Raw genomic sequence first — 22,538 nt, forward strand, 5'->3', positions numbered from 1 at the left:
GATTTCGACAAAAATGTCGAAACTTTCGAGAGGTGTTCAAAGATGAACAAGCACAGCACCAGGAAATTGCTGACCATGGGAGCGGCGACAGCAATCGCCCTCGGCGGCCTGTCAGCGTGTGGCTCCGACAGTGGAGCAACAGAAGACGGCGACGTCACCATGACGTTCTGGCACAACTCAACGACGGGTGATGGTAAGGCCTACTGGGAGAACACGGTCGCAGCGTTCGAGGAGGAAAACCCTGGCGTGACCATCGAGATCCAGTCCATCCAAAACGAGGAGATGGACGGAAAGCTCCAAACCGCGCTGAACTCCGGCGATGCACCCGACATCTTCATGGCGCGCGGCGGCGGCAAGCTTGCGGATGTCGTTGCGGCCGGACAGGCCATGGACATTACGGATTCTATCGACGATGCCACCAGGGCCGCTGTGCCCGAAGGGGTGTTGAGCGCCTTCGCGGTCGAGGGGAAGATCTACGGAATGCCGACCGCCGTGCTGCCTGGTGGCATCTACTACAGCGGAGACCTCTTCGCCGAAGCGGGAGTTGAGGGGACACCGACGACGATCGACGAACTCGGTTCCGCTGTTGAGCAGCTCAAGGGTGCAGGAATCGACCCCATCGCCGTCGGCGCGAAGGATGCCTGGCCTGCCGCGCACTGGTACTACTTCTTCGCGGTTCGAGCCTGCTCACAGGATGCTCTCAACACTGCCGCTGAAACCATGGAGTTCAACGACCCATGCTGGCTGGAGGCCGGTAACAACCTGCAGGAGTTCGTCGACACAGAGCCGTTCAACAACGGATTCCTCACCACCTCCGCGCAGCAGGGTGCAGGTAGTTCGGCTGGACTTCTCGCCAACAAGAAGGCATCCATGGAGCTCATGGGGGCGTGGAACCCAGGTGTCATCGCTTCGCTGACACCTGACGAGGAGCCACTCCCGGACCTGGGCTGGTTCCCGTTCCCTGAGGTTGAGGGCGGCGAGGGTGAGCCCGGCGCAATGATGGGCGGCGTGGACGGTTTCACCTGCTCGGCTCAGGCCCCGCAAGAAGAGTGCACCGCGTTCCTGAACTTCTTCATGCAGCAGGAGCACCAGGAAGGCTACGCGGACGCGTTCCAGACGATCCCTGCCAACCAGGATGCTCAGGAGGTCGTGGAGGATCCAGCACTGCTTTCGATCATCGAGTCGTACAACGAGGCACCGTACGTCACGGTGTGGCTCGACACGCTGTTCGGACAGAACGTCGGAAACGCGCTGAACAAGGGTGCCGTCGACCTGTTCGCTGGTCAGGGCACAGCTGAAGACATCGTCTCCGCGCTGAACACCGCAGCAGCACAGGGATAGCAGCAGATAATGACTGAACCTGCAGGGGGTGCTCCGTTGTTGACGGACCAGCAGCCGCCGCGGGGTACGGTAACGGCAGGGGATGGCGCTGGCGCGGCGTCCCCTGCCGCACCGCGGCCCAGACGGCGTCCAACGGATTGGCGCAAGCGCCTCGAGATCATGCTTCTGGCCGGGCCCGCGATTGTCGTTTTTGTCGGCTTCGTGATCCTCCCGGTCGTCCTCGCCGGCTATTACGGTTTCTTTCGCTGGAAGGGTTTTGGGCCAGCTACCGATTTTGTCGGTTTCCAAAATTACATGATCATCTTCGCGGACAGCGCGTTCCACGACGTGCTGCGCCACAACGGGTTCATCCTGGTGCTCTCCCTGATCCTCCAGGGGCCTATTGCGATCGTCCTCGCGCTTTTGCTCAACCGGAAGATCCGTGGCCGGTCGCTTATCCGCGTGCTCATCTTCGTTCCCTACATCATCTCCGAGGTCATTGTCGGGATTGGCTGGGGTCTCATGCTGCAGACATCCGGTTCCGTCAATGGGGTGCTCGAAAACATCGGGTTGGGAGCCTTCCAAAGGGACTGGCTCTCTGACCCGAGCATAGCCATTTGGTCCCTCATGGTGATCATTTCGTGGAAGTACATCGGCTTCGCCGTCATTCTTTTCCTCGCCGGGTTGCAGAGCATCCCGGACGAACTGTACGAGGCGGCCGCGATCGACGGCGCCAGCTACTGGCAGACTCAACGCTCCATCACGTTGCCACTGCTCGGGCCGACCGTGCGGATCTGGGCGTTTCTGTCCATCATCGGTTCGCTGCAGTTGTTCGATCTGGTCTTCATCATCTGGGGCCAGTACGTCGCTTCGACTGCCGGAACCTCAACCATGGCCACCTACATGGTCGCTAACGGGCGCACGTCCGGCAACTTCGGCTACGGCAGTGCTGTCGCCGTCGTCATGTTCCTGATCTCCCTGGTCATCGCATTGATCTACCAACGGTTCGTTCTTTCGCGGGACACCGCCGGTGCTCTAACAGAAGGAAAGAAGTGATGGCAGTTCTCGAAGCTCCCACGCGCCCGCACAAAAAGCGTCTATCGAGTGACCGCCAGGAGTGGGGCAGCCCGGCGACCTACTTCATCGCCTTTGTTTTCATCGCGCTCTGTCTCGGACCCGTCATCTACATCATCCTCGGTGGGTTCCGCGACAACTCCCAGATCACCAATTCGCCCGCAGGATTCCCGAACCCGTGGAACTTCGACAACTATGCGGAGGTGCTCGCGAGCTCGACCTTCTGGCAGCAGGTCGGCAACTCGATGATTGCCGGGCTCGCGACGACCATCGGTGTGGTGACGCTCGGCCTGATGGCAAGCTTCATCCTCGCACGCTACAGGTTTGCCGGTCGCGGAGCGATGTATTCGCTGTTCGCCGCCGGGCTCATGTTCCCGATGACCGTGGCCATTACGCCCCTTTACATCCTCGTCAGGGATCTGGGCCTGATGAACAGTTTGGCTGGCGTGATTCTCCCGCAGATCGCCTTCGGCTTGCCGGTCACGATCATCATCCTGGTGCCGTTCCTCAAGGCCATCCCCGATGAAATCGAAGAGGCTGCGTCGATCGACGGCACCAGCCGGCTGGGTTTCTTCTTCCGGATGGTCGTTCCTCTGTCGCTGCCGGGCGTGGTGACGACGGGTATCCTCGCTTTCGTGGCGAGCTGGAACAGCTATCTTCTGCCACTGTTCATCCTCAGCGACCAGGCGACCTATACCCTGCCGCTCGGCGTTCAGGCGTTCGCCTCGCAGTATTCGGTGGACACGGCAAAGGTACTCGCCTTCACCTCACTGTCCATGATTCCTGCACTGATATTTTTCACGCTGTTCGAGCGTCGCATCGTCGGCGGACTCACCGGCGCCGTCAAAGGTTAGGACTTCCCTTGAGCACCACGACATCCACGACGACCACGCTGGCATGGCACGACGTCACCTCATCCGCTTCCGACCGAGCCGAAGCGCTCCTTGCTGAGCTCACGCTCGAGGAGAAGATCGCCCAACTGTTTGGCGTCTGGGTCGGCGCGTCCAATGAAGGCGGGGACGTTGCTCCGCATCAAAACGACATGGACGACGTCGTCGACCTCGATGCGCTCCTGCCGAACGGGCTCGGCCAGTTGACTCGGCCGTTCGGCTCCGCTCCGGTAGACCCGGCGCTCGGAGCGCTGTCGCTCCTCCGCAGCCAGCGCCGGATCGCGGCATCCAACCGGTTCGGCATCCCGGCTGTTGCGCATGAAGAGTGCCTTGCCGGCTTCGCCACCTGGGGGGCGACCGCCTATCCGGTACCCCTCGCCTGGGGGGCCTCGTTCAATCCGGGGCTCATTGAGCGGATGTCACACCGCATCGGGTCCGACATGCGCTCGGTCGGCATCCACCAGGGCCTTGCTCCGGTGCTCGACGTGGTCCGGGATGCCCGCTGGGGTCGCGTCGAAGAGACTATTGGTGAGGACCCGTATCTCATCGGCACCATCGGAACGTCGTACGTCCGTGGCCTTGAGTCCGCAGGAATCGTTGCAACTCTCAAGCACTTCGTCGGGTACTCGGCGTCGAAAGCCGGCCGGAACCTCGCGCCGGTATCGGTGGGTCCTCGTGAACTCGCTGACGTGCTGCTCGTCCCGTTCGAAATGGTTATGCGGGAAGGCAAACCGCGTTCGGTCATGCACTCCTATACCGACATCGACGGCGTCCCATCCGCGGCCGACGAGTCGCTGCTCACCGGAGTTCTGCGCGACACCTGGGGTTTCGACGGCACCGTTGTGGCCGACTACTTCGGGATCGCCTTTCTAAAACTGCTGCACGGCGTCGCGGGTTCGTGGGGCGAGGCCGCCGCACTCGCGCTTACCGCGGGCGTGGACGTCGAACTGCCGACGGTGAAGACCTTCGGCGCGCCGCTGGTTGAAGCGGTCCGGTCGGGCGACCTGCCCGAGGCGGTCATAGATCGTGCCCTCCGGCGTGTGCTGCGCCAGAAAGCCGAACTCGGACTGCTTGACCCTGACTGGGATGCCACGCCCACAGCGTTGCGGGACGTCGCCGTGGACAACGCTGAAGGCATCCGCGGGACCATCGACCTGGACAATGCCGGCAATCGGGCGGTCGCCCGAGAGATCGCCGAACAATCTATCGTGCTGGTGAGCAACGACGGGACTCTTCCACTCGCAGGGCCGCGCCGGATTGCTGTCGTCGGACCGACGACCGACGACCCCTTCGCCGTGCTCGGCTGCTACTCGTTCCCCGCGCATGTCGGCGTGCAGCATCCTGACACACCCCTCGGTATCAAACTGCCAACCCTGCTGGATAGCCTCCGCATCGAATTTCCCGAAGCCGACATCGAATACGTGCCAGGCACGACTATCGACGGAGGAGAAACCGCCGGGATTTCCGCAGCGGTGGATGCTGCAATGCGGGCGGACGTCGTCATCGTCGCCCTCGGCGACCGTGCCGGGCTTTTTGGCCGCGGTACAAGCGGTGAGGGCTGCGATGTCGAGTCGCTCCGCCTGCCCGGCGCCCAGCAGAACCTTCTCGACGCCGTCCTGGCAACATCCACTCCTGCCGTCGTCACCCTGCTTGCTGGGCGTCCGTACGCACTGGGATCGGCTGTCACGGGCGCCGCCGCGATCGTGCAAGCGTTCTTCTCAGGAGAAGAAGGCACTGCCGCACTCGCCGGCATCCTCTCCGGCCGGGTTAATCCGAGTGGGCGCCTGCCTGTCAGTATCCCTGCCTCTGAGGGAACGCAGCCGTCCACATACCTGGCCGCCCCCCTGGCGCGCTCCAACGGAGTGTCGAGCATCGACCCGACCGCGGCCTTCGCGTTCGGGCACGGGATCGGGTACACGACCTTTGACTGGAGCGCCGGCCAGCACGGGCCGGATACGGTCGGAGTTGACGGCACGGCGACCCTCGGCCTCCGCCTCCGCAATACGGGAGACCGATCTGGGTCAGAAATCGTCCAGGTTTACGTCCACGATCCGGTCGCGTCAGTGGTACGCCCGGTGCAGCGTCTGATCGGGTTTCAGCGCGTTGATCTGTTGCCGGGGGAGTCCGTTGAGCTTTCGATACACGTTCCAACAGATGTCACCTGCTTCACTGGCCGAAACGGCGAACGGGTAGTCGAACCGGGAGGGATCGTCCTTGCTCTCGGAGCGTCGAGCACCGACCTGCGGGTCACGCACTCGGTGCAGCTCTCCGGCGAAGCCCGCGTCGTGGGCTTCGACCGGGCCTTCCACCCGAGGTTCATCGAGGTCGCTCGGACTGCCTCATGAGTGTCGATCACCGCGCGCTGACCGCGCAGGTCACCGTGCTGGACTCCGTCGGCAACCCGGTGCGCGACGCGGATGTCACTGTTGAACAGCTGCGTCATGACTTCGCCTTCGGCAACATCGGTTTCGACTTCATTCCGCTCGCCAATGGGGAGACCGAGCAGGATGCTGCGGTGGATCCCGTTTTCGGAGGGGCCGGGCTCGCCAGCCTGCCGGAGCTCGAGACGATGTGGTTCGACCTCTTTAACACTGCGACCCTTCCGTTCTACTGGCGAGGATTCGAGCCGACCCGCGGCAAGCCTGACACCCGAAGACTTCAGCGGACCGCCTCGTGGTTCGCTGAGCACGGGGTGACAGTGAAGGGGCATCCGCTTACCTGGCACACGCTCGCGCCCGAGTGGCTCACCGGTCTACCGGTGGCCGAGATCGAGCGGCTGCAACGCGAGAGGATCCGACGTGAGGTGACCGACTTTGCCGGGGTCATCGACACGTGGGACGCCATCAACGAAGCCGTCATCATGCCCGTGTTCACTGCAGAGGAAAACGGTATCACCCGGCTTGCGCAGAGCATTGGGCGCGTGCCCATGATTCAGCTTGCGTTCGAGGAAGCTCGGGCCTCGAACCCTTCGGCGACGCTCGTTCTGAACGACTTCGACTTGTCGAGCGACTACGAAGCTCTGATCGAGCGCGTGGTTGAAGCGGGGATCGCCGTGGACGCGATCGGCCTGCAGACGCACATGCATCAGGGATATTGGGGTGAAGAGACCATGCTCGCGATGGTCGACCGATTCGCCCGCTTCGGGTTGCCCCTCCATCTGACCGAGACGACTCTGCTGTCGGGGGAGCTCATGCCGCCGGAGATCGTCGACCTCAACGACTATCAGATCCCATCCTGGCCATCAACGCCCGAGGGAGAGGCGAGGCAAGCGGACGAAATTGTCCGCCACTATCGCTCACTCGTAGGACACCCAGCAGTGCAGGCCATCACCTACTGGGGATTCACCGACGACGGGGCGTGGCTCGGCGCGCCGGGCGGGTTGGTTCGCGCCGACGGCACGCCGAAGCCGTCGTATCACGCACTCCAGTCGCTGGTTAAGGACGAATGGTGGCTGCCACAAACGTCGATGCGCACGGATGATGACGGTCGCTTGTCGATCACGGGCTTCTTCGGTGATTACGTGATCAAGCGCGACGGGCAGAGTGCGCCCGTCTCGCTCTCCCGGGGGCGTGAAACGGACCGTCCGATTCAGCTGACTCTGGCGTGATCCCGCCAACTAACATACCCACGCCCACCCGACAGATGGTCCGGAATCGGGCTGCCCTCATACGTAATTATGAACAGGATGATGTTGTGACCAAGGCCCATATTGTCATTGAGCGTTCGGCGGTCGTCGCGCCCCTGAATCGGAGGATCTTCGGTTCGTTTGTAGAGCACCTTGGCCGGTGTGTATACGGCGGGATCTACGAGCCGGATCACCCCACCGCCAACGAGGACGGGTTCCGGCTCGACGTGGTCGAGTTGGTCAAAGAGCTCGGCTCGACAACGATCCGCTACCCGGGCGGCAACTTCGTCTCCGGCTACCGGTGGGAAGACGGTGTGGGCCCACGCGATCAGCGCCCGGTCCGCCGTGACCTCGCTTGGCATGCTCTGGAGTCGAACCAGGTGGGCATCGACGAGTTTGTTCGCTGGTGCAAACTCACCGGAGCCGAGTTGATGATGGCAGTGAACCTCGGGACCCGCGGGATCGAGAGTGCCCTCGACCTCCTGGAGTACGCCAACCACCCATCGGGAACGGCATTAAGCGACCAACGGGTCGCCAACGGCGCTGTAGAGCCCTACGACATCCGCATGTGGTGTCTGGGAAACGAGATGGACGGACCCTGGCAGACCGGATACATGAGCGCCGACGCCTACGGGCAGCTCGCTGCCCGCACCGGACAGGCTATGAAAGCGGCGGATAAAACCCTCGAACTTGTAGCCTGTGGATCCTCCGGTTCCTCGATGCCCACCTTTGGCGACTGGGAGCGCATCGTGCTTGAACACGCCTACGAACACGTGGACTACATCTCCTGCCACGCCTACTACCAAGAGCGCGGCGGCGACCTCGATTCTTACCTGGCCTCGTCGTTGAACATGGAGTACTTCATCCAAGCCGTTGTCGCCGCCGCCGATCACGTCAAACACAAATTGCGTAGCGACAAGACCATCAACCTATCCTTCGACGAGTGGAACATCTGGTACCTCGACGAGCACCAAGCCTCCGGCGAGGTCAACGACCAGTGGACCTATGCGCCCCGCCAACTCGAGGACGTCTATTCCGTCGCCGACGCCGTCGTTCTCGGCAACCTCATGATCACCCTGCTCAAGAACCACGACAGAGTCGCGTCTGCGTCCCTGGCGCAACTGGTCAACGTCATCGCGCCGATCATGACCGAACCAGGTGGTGCTGCATGGCGTCAAACCACCTTTTTCCCTTTTTCGGTCACCGCACGCCTAGCCCGCGGTGAAATCCTTCGCCCTACCATCGAGGTAGACACCTACGAGACCTCCGTCTACGGCCGTGCGCCCCTCGTCGACGCGGTGGCGACCATGGATGTTGAGGCCGGCGCGTCGGCGGTGTTCCTCGTGAATCGCAGCCAAACCGAATCGATCGACGTCTCGATCGACGTCACCGATCTTCATGCCACCACGATCACCGAGGCGCTCACTCTGCACGACGACGACGTCTACGCGAAGAACACGTTCGATAACCAGCACCGGGTCGGCCTCAAAGCACTCGACGGCGCCTCTGTCGACGACGGGACGATTACAGTGACGCTTCCACCCGTGTCATGGTCAGCCATCAGTCTCACCTAGCTGTGGTGGGTCATGATGTTGGACACGTAGAGATGTATCACACCGGAGTTGAGCTGCCCGAGACTGCAGCGAATGCGCACTATCTGTAGGAATGACGAAGCTTTCGCGCAGGGTCTGGGATCCGCCCCCAACCAGAAGAATTTCGAACGTACCCTAGAAAAATGTAGAAGACAGGTCATGCCGAGCGTTCGGCGGTGATCGGTGGCGGCACCTGGTGACGACTGCACGCCTCACCCGTGAATGACTTGCCTCACATATGGGTTAAACAAAGCACTTCACTCTCACATCTCAGGAACACAATGAGCACAGTCCCAGCTTTTCCCTCAGCCCGCATCTTCGACCGCGTCTGGACACCGAGTCAGCTGCGCGCCATCCACACCGCCAACATGGTTGCCCAGACTCACATTGAGCACCACCCAGCCCGGCTCGCCCTGGCCAAGCACGGCATCTCGATCGACCGGCGTCGTATCAGTGCAATGGTCTCCGACGTCATGGGCGGCGTCGATGGCACCTACTGGATCACCTCGGCCCTGTGTCATGCGCACTTGGCCATCAGCTTCCCGCTCCTTCTCACCAAGCAGCAGGAAGCCCTCTTGCTCCGACCCCTGTGTGCCGGTGAAATGGCTGTCGAGGAAGAACCTGAAGCAGTGCTTTTGGGCCATGCTGATGATGCTTTCGAACGAACTGAATCGCCTGCGGGTTACGACGCCTACGCCAGAGCCTAGGCGGGGCCGCCGCGATCAACACGGAAACACGGACCAGGGCCGTCGCCTGCGCGGTAGGAGATCAATGGCCAGTTGGGTCTGTCCGTGACTGGCATGGGGCAGTTATATGAATTTGTGTGACGGCTATCACCCTGAAGTTCATTGGGCCATCTAGTGTCTGAGGTGCAGCCCAAGTCCGGTTGGGCCGGAGATACAGGAGATTGTCATGTCGCATAGCAGCACAAGCATCAAGGAGCAGGTGGCAGAATTTAACCAGGGATTCGATTCCCAGATTGGGAAGGATCTGGCTGGTACCTTCGCCGCGGAACAGGCGGACCTTCGATCCGCTGGAGTACCGGTCGAGGCAGTCACTGTCGGTGAACAGATGCCGGATGCTCTATTGCTCCGGCGGGACGGCAATGAGGTGAAGCTATCGGAGGTACTGTCATCCGCGCCTGCAGTGCTGGTGTTCTACCGCGGTGCTTGGTGCCCTTACTGCAACATAACGCTCAAGACCTACCAGAGTGAACTCCTGCCTAGCCTGGTCGAGCAGGACATCAAGTTGATAGCGATTAGTCCGCAACATCCCACCGGCAGCGAGGCCGCGGTCCAGGCCGGCGACCTAGATTTCGAGGTCCTTTCAGATCCCGCCAACGGACTCGCTCTCAAGCTCGGCATCGTCACGGAACCAAGCTCCGACGCCCGCAGCGCCCACACCAAGCTGGGGTTCAATGTTGCGGACAGCAACACTGACGGCACGCCTGCCATTCCGTTCCCGACTGTCCTCATTGTCGATGCGGGAGGGACGGTGCGGTTTGTGGATATCCACACCGACTATACGACGCGTTCCGAAGTGCCCGACATCCTGCGAGCAGTAGGGAATCTCTAAACCATTCGACCACGGTGACAGGGTCTACGTTTCCGAGACCGTACTGGGCCGGTCCACGGTGGACAACTCGAATCTCCCACGCCCTGGATCGCCCTGATTGGTGTATTCACGCTGGGATGCGTAGGGTCGATTATGCACCGCGGGGTGGAGCAGTTCGGTAGCTCGCTGGGCTCATAACCCAGAGGTCACAGGTTCAAATCCTGTCCCCGCAACGACAGAAGGACCCCGGACTAGGCAATGTGCCCAGTCCGGGGTCCTTCGCTTTCAATCAGGCTGTCACGGGACCCCTAGCTTGCAGTATTGATGTCGGTCGTTCTGTAGGGCGCCTGTGGGGTGATCACAAATCCTCAGTGGAGCTGTTCTGGGACGAAAGAGGCTGCACTCTCCAAAGAGAGCGATCCAGCCAGCAAGACCCGCCTGGAAGAGCTGAGGCGGGAACAGGCAGACCTGCGCGCCGAGGCGGACGCGAAGCGTGCCCAGTGGGAAGCCGAGCGTCAGGCGATTCACAAACTCCAGGAAATCCGCAGTGAACTGGAGCGGCTGCGGCTGGAGGCTGAAGAAGCCGAACGGAACTACGATCTCAACCGGGCGGCGGAGCTACGCTACGGCCAACTCGCCGACCTTGAACGGCGGCTGGCTGCTGAGGAGGAACGGCTCACCGCGAAACAGGGAGAAAAACGCCTGCTCCGGGAGGTCGTGACTGAAGACGAGATCGCCGACATCGTTGCGGCATGGACGGGCATCCCGGTCGCAAGGCTGAAGCAGGGCGAACGCGAGAAGGTCCTGCACCTGGATGAAATCCTGCGCGACCGTGTCGTGGGACAAGAGGAAGCGATTAGCGCGGTGTCGGACGCGATCATCCGCGCCCGCTCCGGCATCCGAGACCCCCGCCGTCCCATCGGCTCCTTCATCTTCCTCGGACCGACCGGCGTCGGGAAAACCGAGCTTGCGAAGGCTCTGGCCGCGGCACTCTTCGACAGCGAAAACGCAATGATTCGGCTGGACATGAGTGAGTACCAGGAGCGCCACAGCGTGAGCCGGCTTCTAGGGGCCCCTCCCGGTTACATCGGATACGACGAAGGAGGACAGCTCACCGAGGCAGTACGCCGGAAACCCTACTCGGTGGTGTTGTTCGACGAAGTGGAAAAGGCCCATCCGGATATTTTCAACACGCTGCTGCAGGTGCTCGATGATGGACGGATTACGGACTCCCAAGGCCGGACCATCGATTTCCGCAACACCGTCATCATCATGACCTCCAATATCGGCTCCCCTTATCTTCTGGAGGGCTCGACGGAAGGCGGGGCGATCACAGACGAGGCGCGCAGCATGGTCATGGGTGAGCTCCGGGCGCATTTCCGTCCCGAATTCCTCAACCGCGTCGACGATACGGTGCTGTTCGCACCCTTGGGATTACCGCAAATTGAGCGGATTGTTGACCTGCAGTTCCACCAGCTGCGGGAGCGCCTGGCCGAGCAGCAGATTGAGCTGCAACTCACCGAGGAGGCCCGCCTGTTGATCGCCGAACGCGGCTTCGATCCGATCTATGGAGCCCGCCCCTTGCGCCGCTACATTTCCCATGTGGTGGAGACACAGGTGGGCAGGGCGCTGCTGCGTGGCAGCATCGCGGAAGGCGGAATGGTGACAGTGACAGCAGCCGGAGGGGAACTGGTTGTCGACTACAGCACCATGGAACTGGAAGGGGCTGGAACCTCATGAACAAGGCCATCATCAAGTGTCCCCACTGCGGCAAATCCAACCGCGTTCCGGCGGCCGCCGACGGCCGGCCACGCTGCGGCAATTGCCATGAGGATCTTCCCTGGGTGGTTGAAGCAGGTGACGACGACTTCGGAGAGATCGCTGAACGGTCCGGCGTCCCGGCGCTGGTGGACTTCTGGGCGGTGTGGTGTGGCCCGTGCCGGATGGTGAGCCCTGTCCTGGACCAGCTGGCTCACGAACGCCCTGGGCAGATCAAACTTGTGAAGGTCGACGTCGACCGCTCGCCGCAGCTCTCCGCCAGATTCACCATTCAGGCAGTGCCCACATTAATGATCATCGTCGACGGAAAGATTGTCGCCAGGCAGGCCGGGGCAGCCCCCGCACCGGTGCTGAGGTCATGGTTGGAGGGGGCGCTTTCGAAGTAGCTCAAGGACCGCCGGCTGGTTCAAGTCCTGCTTCATTCAGGGCGCGGTGTGCTCAGAGATGGATCGCTCCGGGCCTGAGCTGCCCAGGACTGTAGGAGTGGAAGTAATGCAGCGGTCGCGGAGTCCGGTTCTACGGTGTAGACGATCAGTCGCTGATCGGGGTCATGCGGCGTGTTGACGGCCTCGATGCCGAACACGAGGATCCCGAAGTGGGGGTGCTCGATGCGCTTGGTGACCGACGTCTGGTCCGTGACTCCGTGATCATTCCACCACCGCGCGACGTCCGGGTCCTCGGTGCGTAACTTGGCGACAAGCGTTTCGAGCTTGCGGTCATAGGGACGCCGTCCGGTCTCGTAGCGCAAGCCACCGACGGCTGCGGCAGCGAAGTCAGACCAGTTGAGGATCCGCTCCCGTGCCTCCGGGGCCTGAAACAGCCATCTCATGAAGGACGATCCCGGATCGAGTTCGGTACCCAGCACGGTGCACAGGAGCCCATTGCGTGCGAGAACGTCGCCGCGCCTGCCCAGGAGCAACGCGGGAACATGGTCAAGCGTCGTCAGCAGGCGAAGTAGACCGGGGTCAGCTCGCTGGGGTGCCTCCCACCCGGAATCACGGGACTTAGCGGGCGAAACGGCCAGGTCAAACAGGTGCTTCGTTTCAATCTCGTCCAACCGGAGTGCCCGTGAGAGGGAGAGCACGATGTCGCTGCTGAGGTGTTGTTGACGACCCTGCTCGATCCGGCTGTAATGATCGGTGCTGAGGCTCGCAAGGTGCGCTACCTCTTCTTTACGGAGCCCTAATACGCGGCGGCGGCCAGGCAGGGGATCGATGCCAGCCTGTGCCGGTGTCAAACGGTCTCGGCGCGTGCGGAGGAAAGCGGCGAGGGCGGTACGGTCTGCGGGCACCCTCCCAGTATAGGAAGCGACGTCAGAACGAGGGTGGTCATCCCATGCCTAGGCACCGCTTGCACTGGTGCGTCCCCGGCAAGTCGGTTGGAATGAAGAACATGACCACAATTAATCAGTCCCAGTCAGATTCCCTTTCCCTCTCCGGCCGCCGTGCGGTTGTTACCGGTTCCACCAGCGGCATCGGTGCCGCTACCGCCCGTCTCCTCGCCGCCCGCGGCGCCCACGTACTCATCACCGGGCGGGACCGCGGGCGCGGCGAAAACGTTGTGGCGGGCATCCACCGCGACGGCGGTGCGGCCACTTTTGTCCCGTCTGACCTCTCGGCTCCTGCTGACGAACTGCGCTCCGCCGCGCGGTCCTGGGAATCCGCTCTTGGCGGTGCAGTCAATCTTCTGGTGCATAACGCTGCCGTGTGCCCGGCTGTGGATACGTTGTCCCTCACCGACGAGCATCTTGAAGCTACCCTTGCGGTCAACATTCGCGCTCCGCACGTGCTCACGGCTGCGTTGGTACCGGGCATGCTTGAGCAGGGGGACGGCACTATCGTGGTGATCGGATCCTGGATGTCGACAGTGGGCCACGCGATTGTCGGACTGTACTCGGCATCAAAGGCCGCGGAGGAACAGCTCGCGCGCAGCTGGGCTGCGGAGTTCGGGCCCCGAGGCATTCGCGTCAATACCGTCTCGCCGGGAGCCACCCGTACTCCAATCAATGCAGGGGCCGGGGACATCATCTCGCAAATGACTGCTGGGACCCCCGCGGGCCGCCCGGGTACTCCCGATGAAATTGCCGCAGCTGTCGCGTGGCTGGCGTCGCCGCAGGCAGCCTATATCCACGGCGCTACGTTGGCCGTCGACGGTGGCATCACCACTACCCGGGCATCCTGAGCTGGCGGATTCGCAAATGACCTACTGAATTCACAATCCGCTGGCAGCCGATCCCGATCGTCGATGTAGTGGCCCATGATTGCAGGGCGGCAAATCCCGTTTGGGACGTGGACCGCCCAGACACTGTCTGCTCTATGCTGAGCCGATGAGGAAGGGGACGGTTCTTGCGTCAGCGGTGCTGGGTCTCACCGGACTTATGGCGGTCCTGACATGGCGCGGACCCCGCCTGCCGTCCGGTACCAGGCAGACGATCGCCCGGGTCCGCGGCGGACCCATAAGCGGAGTGATTCGCGGTGAAACAGGGAATGCCAGGTCGGGTGGGGTGGACATTTGGTACGAGTCCATCCCTCCCGCCGGCGTCGAGCACGGTGTGGTCCTGCTGAACGCCTCTCTCGGTGTGAGCTCACTGTTCTGGCCTCCGGAGTTCCTGCGCGGCCTGGCGACAGCAGGGTACCGCGTCGTCAGGTACGACCATCGGGGCACTGGGGGCTCGAGTTGGATGACTGACTGGAGTCGGAAGAACCCGTACTCGCTGATAGACATGGCGGGCGATGCGATAGCCGTCCTCGACGAGCTGCGCATCGCCCGCGCCCACGTGGTCGGGCTCTCACTCGGGGGTTTCGTCGCCCAGGAAATCGCGATCGCCCACCCGGGGCGTGTTCACTCGCTGAGTCTCATGTCGACCTCCGCGGACCCGACGGACCCGTCGATGCCGGGACCCCGAACCTGGCAGCTGATCGAATCCGCGATTAAGGGCCTTCCACAGTTCCGCTATCGGTTGCTGGGAGGGGAGACGAATCTTGTCAAAGAACTCATCGCGGGGTTAGTTGCGCAGGGCGGCGACGAACCTATCGACGTCGAAGAGTGGACCAAAATTGTTCTTTACGACCTGAGAGAACGAAACGGACTTAACTTTCGTGCACTCTGCCAGCACCAGGCCGCGGTCGCTGTGACACGCTCTCGGTACCCGCTTCTGGGAACAATCACTGCGCCTACCCTCGTGATTCACGGGAAAGCCGACGTGATCTTGCCGATCGAACACGGACACCGACTCGCTGCAGCCATTCCATCGGCCCGCGGCCTTTGGTTGGACGACGCAGGGCACCCGTTCCCGTACCCACACATGGCGCAGGTGATAGCAGCAATTACGAGACATCTAGAAGCAATGGATTCCGATGAACTCGATCCGGACGGACAGGACCACACCAACTACAAGTGAGCTGCGGATTCGGCGGCACTCAACGGGGTGCGGGCGACGCCGAGAAGGGTTCGTAACCGTAACGTGACTTCCCAACCAGTGTGGGGTACTCTCATTCGAGTGATCCCGGCACCCCGCCGAGATCATAATCCCGCGCAGAATGCCGAGCCCTGCCGCTGCACCGGGACCCGTTCGCACAATCCAGATGGCAGGGACGGGGGAACCACGTTTCCACCGGGCCACCGCACGCGGTGACCCTCGGGGTTAAGTCGATCTGACTATCCAGTGCAAGACCTGCAGCATCGTTCGCGATTGCCGGGAAGCTCAGGATGGCGGACGGCCGGGTGACTCCCATCCGAACCCGACAGCTCACCCCGCAGGCATGGGAGAGGCAATTACCATGTCACGTAAGACCATTTCGGCACGCCACCGCGCAGCCACCACCCATTCCATCGCTCTTGAAGGCCTGACCCAGTCCGCCAAGAACAATGCAGTAGCACTGGGCAAGCCAGCCATCATCGCCGTCGCGACCGGTAGCCTTGTCGTCTCCGTCGGAGCAACTGCCCACGCAAGCAGCTATACCCAGGACGCAGCAACAACCGCCCCCGCAGTGTCAGCGCCCGCCGCTTCCGGTGTCTACACCGTTGCCGCCGGGGACACCCTCGGCGCAATCGCTGCACAGCACGGTATCAACCTCGATACCCTCCTCGCGCAGAACGGCCTGTCCTACGCCTCAGTCATCTACCCCGGACAGCAGATCCAGCTCACCGGTGGCGCAGCAGTCAGCGCAGCCGCCGTTCCAGCAGCTACTGCAAGCCAGGCCTTCTACGCGGCACCAGCCGCTCCGGCAGCTGCACCTGCCGCACAGGAAGCAGCACCCGCCGCACCGGCAATCATGACCTTGGCTTCCGGCTCGATCACCCCCATTGCATCTGCAGCTAAGGCGGCACCGTCGGTTCCGGCCAGCGGAGTCGGCGCAGCGCTGGTCGCTTCGGCCTACAGCCAGATCGGGTCCATCCAGGACTGCACCGTGCTCGTCGAACGCGCTCTGCGCTCCATCGGCCTGAACGTCGGAGACCTCGGCCCCTCGCAGTTCGCTCAGTACGGCTCGGTCGTATCGTCACCAGCACCGGGTGACCTCGTGATCAACGCCGGACACGTCGCGATCTACGTTGGCGGTGGCAAGGTCATCAGCAGCGGCATGAACGGTGCCAACCTCACCATGGAGCACCCACTGTCGGATCTCGCCGGATCATACTTCGTGCGAGTCAACGGCTAACATCTCAAGCTCTCGGACTAGTTCCGCGAACTGAACATAAGTGGCAGGTGTCCTGGACGGAGGGCACCTGCCACTTTGTCTTGTTGTCAACTGCTGCATCAGATGCCGCTGCTGTTCTCAGGGGTCGTGCCTGCTTCGGCGGAAATGCTTGCTGCGTCGTACCAGCGCAGAAGCCGAAGTGCCCTCAGGGTGTTCCACCTGCTCGGTGTTCCATCGGGTTCTTCGAAACGGAAGTGGACCGCACCGGGATGAGTGTTCTCCAGCGGCCACCGTCCATCTGGCTGACGCTTGGCTCGAACCAGGTCGATCGCCTCGGCCAGCCGCGGATCGGCCGGACCACCACGCAGAGCGAAGTAGCTCGTCGCCTTCAGCAGGTCATAGTGCCAGCGGGGAGGGTAGGAGAACTGAAGCCATCGCAGGTTCACCACCTCCCTAGTGCGCAGGGACCGAAACAGACCCCGCTGAAGCAAGTATTCCTCGCCCTTCTGGCGAGCTCGCCGGACCTCGTCCGATCCGCCGGTGAGTCGCTCCCACCTCAGTAAGGCGTCGACGACGTCAAGTGTGCTCGCGAAAGAGCCGGGCGCCGAGGGCGATTCAGCCCAGCAGTTCCAACCACCGTCAGGCAGTTGGTCGGCCATGAGTCGCTGCACCACCTGGTCGACGTCGATGTCTAGGTAAGTGCCGATCAGAATAGTGCCAGCATTGATGCAGCAGTCGACTTCCCCTGCGAAAAATGGCAACCCGTCGTACTCCCACCGGCAGTTATGCGCGACCAGCTGTGCGGTCTCGCGCATGACTGCGCTGTTCGGCGGTACACCCAAGTGACAGAGGTCGAGCAGCACCGGGTAGGTAGGGGTCCATGGTTGCCCCGCCTGTTCACCAGGTATATCGGTCGGTTCGGCGTCGGGTGATGGGAATGGTGGGGGTGGCTCCCCGTTCGCAAGGGCTTGAGCGGTGTTCTTGGTGAACGCCGCGGTGTTCGGGAAGCATGCCCCGTTAGCCCACTGTCCATCAGGTGCTCGTAGAGCGAGGAGCCCAGCGCCCCACCCTTCGTGCTCTACCCGTGCTCGCTCGGCTACGACCTCATCCTGCGGGGCGTCGAGGAGATCGCTCAGTACCTGCCACCGGATGGCGGGATCACCTTCCAGCAACCACTCCACGACCGGGTCTGTCCCCGCCATCGGAGGCTTCTTGGGTTGGTAGGGGCAATACTTCAGCGAAGCGTCCACCGTCGCATAGTAGTTGAAAGCAATGACGCAATAAAGGGTGAAGGAAGCGTCAGCGAGTCGTCATCGATGAGCCGGGAGGGTTCCGCATCCCGTATCTTTAACTGGTGGTTACCCGACGTGTTGCAGCTCAGACCCTTGATATCCCCCTGGAGATGGCACACCGCCACGGTATCCCAAGCAGGCTGACCGACGCCGAGCTGTCCGAGCTCGTGAACAATCCGCCCGCGTGGCTCGTCCAGTCCAGAGAAAACCGCACGGGCAAGCGGCCAGTCTGGGTCCAGCTGACCTGCGTTGTCTGCGGCTTCTCGGAAGCCGCTCGCCCCAAGAAGTGGTGGCCGCCGTTCACATATGTCGCTTGCTCCCACCACGCCCACGATGAAATCCCGCTAGTACTGCCGAGACTTGTTCGGAGCGAGTACGAGGGTATTGGGAGCAGGTTCGTCGGCATCGTCGATGTAGAAGTGCCCGCTACCTGACTCCAGCAGTCACGTCTCGGTGTACCGCCTCCTTGGAGAATCTTGAACCGTGAAGCCGGTGCCGGCCAGTCCACCCCATCTGCGTCGATGACCCGTGACTGACCGGTATGGCAGAGTCTCCGCTATTAGGCAGCAATACCGGGGGCCTGGACCAACCCGGCACCAATATCCAGTGGATCCGTGGCGGGATCGAGAGGTTTGAACGTCCCGGAACCGATGACTTTGGATTGAAGAAGTACCGGGCTCAGCGGTCCTTGTGCCAGAAGGCGTTCAGCCCACAAAGCGGTTACGCCAGCCACGTGCGGGGTTGCCATGCTCGTTCCGCTGATGGTCTTGGTGCCCCCGTTGAGCCAGGCGCTGAAGACGCCGACTCCGGGGCCAGCAACCGTTGCCAACGTGTTGGAGAACGGTGCTACGGTGAGGCGGCCAGTGCCGTTTCCATTGGCCAATGCTGCGACCGAAGTGATTCCAAACGCGGCGGCCGGCGGCGCCACGTTGACCTCGTAGGCGGGCGTACTGGACCGTTTGCTTTCATTGCCAGCGGCGGCAACGACGAGGGTGGTCTGCGCGACGGAGGCACGGGCATTCAGGAGGTTAGCCAGCTGCTCGAATAGCCGGACATTCGCGCGATAACCTTCGAGGGCGATCGAAGTGGCTGCCGGGATAGACAGGCCATGGACCGTGACAAGCTCGTCCACCCAGCCCGGGAAATCTATCCCAAGCGACATGGATATGACGTGGGCACCGTTGTCGGCAGCCCACAACATCGCTGAGGCAAGGATGTCGCTGCTGCCACCGTTCGGGCCACCGAGCACCTTCCCAATCAACGCTTTCTGAACACCTGGAGCAACACCTATCCGCTGGCCGGCAATGTCCCGGCCAAAGATGGTTCCTGCGCAATGCGTTCCATGGCCGTTGTCATCCTCGGCGCTACCGGCACCCGTGAAGTCCTTGGTAATTAGGTCGACCCCCGCAAAGGCTGGGTGATCGGCGTCGATACCCGTATCGAGGACCGAGACGGTGACGCCGGTGCCAGTGAACGGCGAGGTATCTGCTCCAACGGCTTTGACTCCCCAGGTCACAGTCGAAGCGGCAGCTGGTTCCGCTTCGAGGGGTTCAACAAGTTTCATGGGCATCGCGGGGGCGACGCTCAGGACCGTCGAGTCATTCCGCAAGGCTCTGAGGGTTGCATGCGAGGGGTTATCGTCCTTCTCTACAGTCAATCCTGTGGCACGTTCCGCCAGGTCCTGGGCAGCGGTTTCAAGCCCGCGGGCGCCTGGTCCGTCGAAGGGGTCACGCGTTGCCCGCGCGGGCGCACGAAGAATGACGATCCCAGGGTTAAGCATTTCGGACATCGTAGGCTCCTTCGCCTATATATCTCTGAAGTGGTGTTAGTTTCGAAAAGCGGGCCGCAGTGCTGCGCCCGGAAGATCGGGAAATTCCGATCCACGGTTGACGCGATCAGCTTCCAGCCTGGCCACTCATTCCAGAGTTGAGTTGATCCGCGCCATGGAGTCAGGTGTACACCGGGAGGCGTTACTTAGGCGTTACCCGCTGGCGAATGGCTGAAAGGCGATAGGGCCGGACAGTATCGGCTGGAGTTAATCCCGGCTGTTACTGGAGCGGGTTGCGCTGTAGGAACCCGATGACGTGCGCGGTTGCTTCGGATTCCTCGAGATAGTATCCGTGCCGGGCTGCCTGGAGGAGGATCAGTTCGGCATTGGGGATGGCCGCGGCAATACGCTCGGCATTGCCAGGAGGAGTCATTTCATCGTCAGTGCCGTGAATCACCAGGGTAGGTGCAGCAATCAGGTGCAGGCTATCCCAGGCGTCATGGTTGCGGCTGGCCGCAAGATGGAGACGCCGTGCATGGCGTGATGCCGATTGGTTGAAGAACGCTTCGGCGTCTTCTCTGCGGGTGCCGCTGCGAAAGAACAGCTTCGCGATCAGGTCGGGGTCACCGCTGGCCAGATCCGCGGTGGCCTGCTGGGACCGGGGCACGCCACGCCTGTCGCCGGCGGTCGTAGCCCCGAGGATCAACGATCCCAAGCGATCGGGGTGATCGATCGCCATCCACTGTGCAACCCGGCCACCCATGGAATGGCCATACACGTGGGCCCGCTCGACGCCAGCGGCGTCGAGCACCGCGACCGCATCGCGGGCGAACCCGGCGGTCGAGTAGGCCTCGTCGGGCCCGATCGAGCTCTGCCCCGTCCCGCGATGGTCAAACGTTATGACCCGGAAGTGCCTACCAAGCGATGGAAGCAGCGCATCCCACGAGCTGGAATCGACAGCCTGCCCACTAATGAGGAGCAGCGGTTCCCCGGAGCCAGCTTCCCGCCATGAGAGATGGGTACCGTCCGGTGCAGCCGCCAGCTGCTGTAGTGCTCTGTCATGCATGGTTCAAGTCTGCCCCACCCGGGCAGCCAGGCTAGTCCGGAACGGTGACACTGCTACTGGCGGTGTCGTTGCGTGGCTCCGAGGCTGCCTCGGCGGACAATCCGTCGGGAGAGATCTCCAGCATGCTCGCTGTACCGAAGATTCCCTGCCCGACGACGACGTCGTGCCCGCGTGCCCGGAGCCCGTCGATCGTCGTTTGGGGGATGGAGGATTCGACGTCGAGCACGTTGTTTGCTGCGTAAGGGAAGGTTGAGGCGGGGAACGCGGTGCTCACGAAGCGTGGCCTGGCGATCGCTTGCGTGGGGGAGAGCCCGAAGTCCACCACACTCATGAACTGCTGCAACTGGCCCTGCGGCTGAGTGTCTATCCCGGTGTTCCCGCCGAGAAGGTACGGCTTGCAGTCCCGAAGCGCCAGGTAGGGGTTGGAGGTGTGGCGCACCGTGGCCCCGGGGGCAACCACATTCACGTTGCCCTCCTCCAGGGACATGAAACGCATCCGCTCGTTGATGTGGATTCCGGTATCGCCGACCACCAGGAAATGGCCTCCAATGCTGGTGGTCACCGCAGCTGCGTTGCCGAAACTGTCGGCGACATGGAAGGTAGTCGTGTCGGAGGCGCTCCGCTCGATCCCGCTGTCGATGGGCCACTCTGCCGCCGTGTCGGGATCGATCCGGGATCGTTGTGCGGCGGCGTAGTCCTCGGACAGCAGTTCGGCGACGGGCACCGGGGCGCGATCCGGGTCTCCGACGAGGGCGTACCGGTCGGCGTAGGCGAGCTTGATGGCCTCGATCTGGGTGTGAACGACGGCGGGATCATCGGGGGAGAGACTGCTGAAGTTGTCCTCCCTCAAGATGCTGAGGGCCTCGAGCATCGCGATGCCTTGGCTATTGGGAGGATTCTGGTAGATGGTGATGTCGTCGGTGTATTCAAGCTCGATTGGATCGACGATTTCCGCTTCGAAAGAGCTGAGGTCCTCAGCGGTGAGATAGCCGTCGGATTGCTCGGAGAACGCGACGATTGAATCGGCAATGGGACCGCGGTAGAAGTAGTCACGTGCGGCGGTGACTGCCGCTGATCTTCCGGACGGCAGCGCTTCGTCGTACGCGGATGCCAGGGCTTCGAAGGTGTCCGCCAAATCGTTCTGGTAGATGGTCTGACCCGGCGCCGACAGCGAGCCCTCGCGGAGATAGATGTTGCTCATCACCGGGCTGGCCCGGATTTCATTTTCGTGGACGCCGAGCCAATAGGACATCTCGGTGCTGACGGGGTAGCCATTACGGGCGAGACTGATGGCGGGGGCGAGCACTTCGTCGAGGTCCATGGTGCCGTACTCGCCGAGCCAAACCATCCAGCCGTCCCACGCTCCGGGGACGATTGCCTGGTGCATGCCAGGGGTGCCAGCCCGGGGACCGTAGTCAGCGAGGGTAGCTCCACTGCCAGCTGGGCCCACACCGTTCACACTGGTTACCGCTTCAGCGTCGGCGTCGTAATAGAGTCCCCAGGTGTCCCCGCCGAGCGCGCTTGAGTAGAAGGGCTCCACCACGCTCAGGACGGCGGCCATGGCAACCGAAGCATCAGCGGCGGTGCCGCCGGCGTCGAGAATTGCTGCGCCCGCATCGGTGGCCAGGCTATGCGAAGAGACCACCGCTTCCACCAGATCGGGGCTTGGCTCCGGTTCCGGCGAGGTGGTGACGGGGATCGGCGACGGCGTCGCTGGAGATTCCTGAGCATCGGTCGTCGCGGGGGTGACGGTGGGCGGCCGCACCAGGCTGGCGGTTGCCAGTCAGGCTGACCACCACGACGACGGCGATCACCGCCATGGCCACCAGAGCGATGAGGGCCGGAATCCTAGGTATTGAGCGACGCACCAAGAAAACTCCTTCACAACGGGTCAAACCGACGCAGGTACCTATTACACGTGCGGGGGCCCTTCTTGGTTCG

The 22,538-nt window shown here is 62.4% G+C and carries 19 protein-coding genes, 1 tRNA gene, 1 pseudogene and 1 riboswitch; of the genes and pseudogenes, 15 read left to right on the forward strand and 6 right to left on the reverse strand.

Annotated elements, in window-relative coordinates; genetic code table 11:
* Positions 1 to 75 precede the first annotated feature (75 nt).
* The 11 genes and pseudogenes from HMI58_RS11480 to trxA all read left to right on the forward strand — a co-directional run bounded on the left by HMI58_RS11480 (position 76) and on the right by trxA (position 12,220).
* Positions 76 to 1,341: an extracellular solute-binding protein gene (locus HMI58_RS11480; protein ID WP_225668066.1), complete on the forward strand. Its 1,266-nt coding sequence runs from the start codon at positions 76 to 78 to the stop codon at positions 1,339 to 1,341.
* Between the two features lie 9 nt (positions 1,342 to 1,350).
* Positions 1,351 to 2,376, forward strand: a complete 1,026-nt coding sequence (locus tag HMI58_RS11485; protein ID WP_171619906.1) for a sugar ABC transporter permease — start codon at positions 1,351 to 1,353, stop codon at positions 2,374 to 2,376.
* Complete coding sequence (locus HMI58_RS11490) at positions 2,376 to 3,248, forward strand: carbohydrate ABC transporter permease (protein ID WP_171586797.1); 873 nt, start codon at positions 2,376 to 2,378, stop codon at positions 3,246 to 3,248. The genes HMI58_RS11485 and HMI58_RS11490 overlap by 1 nt, the downstream gene beginning before the upstream one ends.
* 8 nt (positions 3,249 to 3,256) lie before the next feature.
* Positions 3,257 to 5,629, forward strand: coding sequence for a glycoside hydrolase family 3 N-terminal domain-containing protein (locus HMI58_RS11495; protein ID WP_171619908.1), 2,373 nt, complete (start codon positions 3,257 to 3,259; stop codon positions 5,627 to 5,629).
* Complete coding sequence (locus tag HMI58_RS11500; protein ID WP_171619910.1) at positions 5,626 to 6,891, forward strand: endo-1,4-beta-xylanase; 1,266 nt, start codon at positions 5,626 to 5,628, stop codon at positions 6,889 to 6,891. Before HMI58_RS11495 ends, HMI58_RS11500 begins: the two co-directional genes overlap by 4 nt.
* 86 nt (positions 6,892 to 6,977) lie before the next feature.
* Positions 6,978 to 8,483, forward strand: coding sequence for an alpha-N-arabinofuranosidase (locus HMI58_RS11505; protein ID WP_171619912.1), 1,506 nt, complete (start codon positions 6,978 to 6,980; stop codon positions 8,481 to 8,483).
* A gap of 299 nt (positions 8,484 to 8,782) precedes the next feature.
* Positions 8,783 to 9,208, forward strand: coding sequence for a hypothetical protein (locus HMI58_RS11510; protein WP_171619914.1), 426 nt, complete (start codon positions 8,783 to 8,785; stop codon positions 9,206 to 9,208).
* A 205-nt stretch (positions 9,209 to 9,413) separates the two neighbouring features.
* Positions 9,414 to 10,076, forward strand: a complete 663-nt coding sequence (locus tag HMI58_RS11515; protein ID WP_171619916.1) for a peroxiredoxin-like family protein — start codon at positions 9,414 to 9,416, stop codon at positions 10,074 to 10,076.
* A gap of 138 nt (positions 10,077 to 10,214) precedes the next feature.
* A tRNA-Met gene (locus HMI58_RS11520) sits at positions 10,215 to 10,288 on the forward strand.
* Between the two features lie 157 nt (positions 10,289 to 10,445).
* Positions 10,446 to 11,795: pseudogene (locus HMI58_RS11525) on the forward strand (AAA family ATPase); the annotation flags it as partial.
* Entirely contained in the window at positions 11,792 to 12,220 is a 429-nt protein-coding gene (gene trxA, locus HMI58_RS11530; protein ID WP_171586779.1) for a thioredoxin, read from the forward strand. The pseudogene HMI58_RS11525 and the gene trxA, both read left to right, overlap by 4 nt.
* 32 nt (positions 12,221 to 12,252) lie before the next feature.
* Here the strand turns inward: trxA and HMI58_RS11535 are convergent, their stop codons facing one another.
* On the reverse strand, positions 12,253 to 13,125 hold the full coding sequence (locus HMI58_RS11535; RefSeq protein WP_171619918.1) for a helix-turn-helix transcriptional regulator: 873 nt from the start codon (positions 13,123 to 13,125) through the stop codon (positions 12,253 to 12,255).
* Positions 13,126 to 13,226: 101 nt separating this feature from the next.
* Here HMI58_RS11535 and HMI58_RS11540 point away from each other — a divergent pair, with 101 nt between their 5' ends.
* From HMI58_RS11540 to HMI58_RS11550, 3 genes are all read left to right on the forward strand, one after another.
* On the forward strand, positions 13,227 to 14,015 hold the full coding sequence (locus tag HMI58_RS11540) for an SDR family oxidoreductase (protein ID WP_171619920.1): 789 nt from the start codon (positions 13,227 to 13,229) through the stop codon (positions 14,013 to 14,015).
* A gap of 145 nt (positions 14,016 to 14,160) precedes the next feature.
* Positions 14,161 to 15,234 carry an alpha/beta hydrolase gene (locus tag HMI58_RS11545; RefSeq protein ID WP_171619922.1) on the forward strand — a complete coding sequence of 358 codons (1,074 nt, stop codon included), beginning with the start codon at positions 14,161 to 14,163 and terminating at the stop codon, positions 15,232 to 15,234.
* Positions 15,235 to 15,364: 130 nt separating this feature from the next.
* A riboswitch (cyclic di-AMP (ydaO/yuaA leader) is annotated at positions 15,365 to 15,611 on the forward strand.
* A gap of 2 nt (positions 15,612 to 15,613) precedes the next feature.
* Positions 15,614 to 16,492, forward strand: coding sequence for a LysM peptidoglycan-binding domain-containing protein (locus HMI58_RS11550; RefSeq protein WP_171619924.1), 879 nt, complete (start codon positions 15,614 to 15,616; stop codon positions 16,490 to 16,492).
* Between the two features lie 98 nt (positions 16,493 to 16,590).
* Here the strand turns inward: HMI58_RS11550 and HMI58_RS11555 are convergent, their stop codons facing one another.
* Positions 16,591 to 17,721 (reverse strand): hypothetical protein, encoded by a 1,131-nt coding sequence (locus tag HMI58_RS11555; protein ID WP_318779203.1) that lies wholly within the window; start codon positions 17,719 to 17,721, stop codon positions 16,591 to 16,593.
* Positions 17,722 to 17,825: 104 nt separating this feature from the next.
* Here HMI58_RS11555 and HMI58_RS11560 point away from each other — a divergent pair, with 104 nt between their 5' ends.
* Positions 17,826 to 18,197, forward strand: a complete 372-nt coding sequence (locus HMI58_RS11560) for a DUF5997 family protein (RefSeq protein ID WP_171586774.1) — start codon at positions 17,826 to 17,828, stop codon at positions 18,195 to 18,197.
* 125 nt (positions 18,198 to 18,322) lie between these two features.
* Here the strand turns inward: HMI58_RS11560 and HMI58_RS11565 are convergent, their stop codons facing one another.
* The 4 genes from HMI58_RS11565 to HMI58_RS11580 all read right to left on the reverse strand — a co-directional run bounded on the left by HMI58_RS11565 (position 18,323) and on the right by HMI58_RS11580 (position 22,465).
* Positions 18,323 to 19,552 (reverse strand): S8 family serine peptidase, encoded by a 1,230-nt coding sequence (locus HMI58_RS11565; protein ID WP_171619926.1) that lies wholly within the window; start codon positions 19,550 to 19,552, stop codon positions 18,323 to 18,325.
* A gap of 259 nt (positions 19,553 to 19,811) precedes the next feature.
* Positions 19,812 to 20,597, reverse strand: a complete 786-nt coding sequence (locus tag HMI58_RS11570; RefSeq protein ID WP_171619928.1) for an alpha/beta fold hydrolase — start codon at positions 20,595 to 20,597, stop codon at positions 19,812 to 19,814.
* A gap of 31 nt (positions 20,598 to 20,628) precedes the next feature.
* On the reverse strand, positions 20,629 to 22,242 hold the full coding sequence (locus HMI58_RS11575) for a gamma-glutamyltransferase (RefSeq protein ID WP_205208122.1): 1,614 nt from the start codon (positions 22,240 to 22,242) through the stop codon (positions 20,629 to 20,631).
* On the reverse strand, positions 22,226 to 22,465 hold the full coding sequence (locus HMI58_RS11580) for a hypothetical protein (RefSeq protein WP_171619930.1): 240 nt from the start codon (positions 22,463 to 22,465) through the stop codon (positions 22,226 to 22,228). The genes HMI58_RS11575 and HMI58_RS11580 overlap by 17 nt, the downstream gene beginning before the upstream one ends.
* Positions 22,466 to 22,538 lie beyond the last annotated feature (73 nt).

This window comes from Arthrobacter sp. 147(2020), assembly GCF_013116715.1.
GTDB lineage: Bacteria > Actinomycetota > Actinomycetes > Actinomycetales > Micrococcaceae > Arthrobacter_D.

Coding starts and splice junctions, on each gene's coding strand:
- HMI58_RS11480 (WP_225668066.1), top strand. CDS start 76: ATGGGAGCGGCGACAGCAATCGCCCTCGGCGGCCTGTCAGCGTGTGGC.
- HMI58_RS11485 (WP_171619906.1), top strand. CDS start 1,351: ATGACTGAACCTGCAGGGGGTGCTCCGTTGTTGACGGACCAGCAGCCG.
- HMI58_RS11490 (WP_171586797.1), top strand. CDS start 2,376: ATGGCAGTTCTCGAAGCTCCCACGCGCCCGCACAAAAAGCGTCTATCG.
- HMI58_RS11500 (WP_171619910.1), top strand. CDS start 5,626: ATGAGTGTCGATCACCGCGCGCTGACCGCGCAGGTCACCGTGCTGGAC.
- HMI58_RS11510 (WP_171619914.1), top strand. CDS start 8,783: ATGAGCACAGTCCCAGCTTTTCCCTCAGCCCGCATCTTCGACCGCGTC.
- HMI58_RS11515 (WP_171619916.1), top strand. CDS start 9,414: ATGTCGCATAGCAGCACAAGCATCAAGGAGCAGGTGGCAGAATTTAAC.
- trxA (WP_171586779.1), top strand. CDS start 11,792: ATGAACAAGGCCATCATCAAGTGTCCCCACTGCGGCAAATCCAACCGC.
- HMI58_RS11540 (WP_171619920.1), top strand. CDS start 13,227: ATGACCACAATTAATCAGTCCCAGTCAGATTCCCTTTCCCTCTCCGGC.
- HMI58_RS11545 (WP_171619922.1), top strand. CDS start 14,161: ATGAGGAAGGGGACGGTTCTTGCGTCAGCGGTGCTGGGTCTCACCGGA.
- HMI58_RS11550 (WP_171619924.1), top strand. CDS start 15,614: ATGTCACGTAAGACCATTTCGGCACGCCACCGCGCAGCCACCACCCAT.
- HMI58_RS11565 (WP_171619926.1), bottom strand. CDS start 19,552: ATGTCCGAAATGCTTAACCCTGGGATCGTCATTCTTCGTGCGCCCGCG.
- HMI58_RS11570 (WP_171619928.1), bottom strand. CDS start 20,597: ATGCATGACAGAGCACTACAGCAGCTGGCGGCTGCACCGGACGGTACC.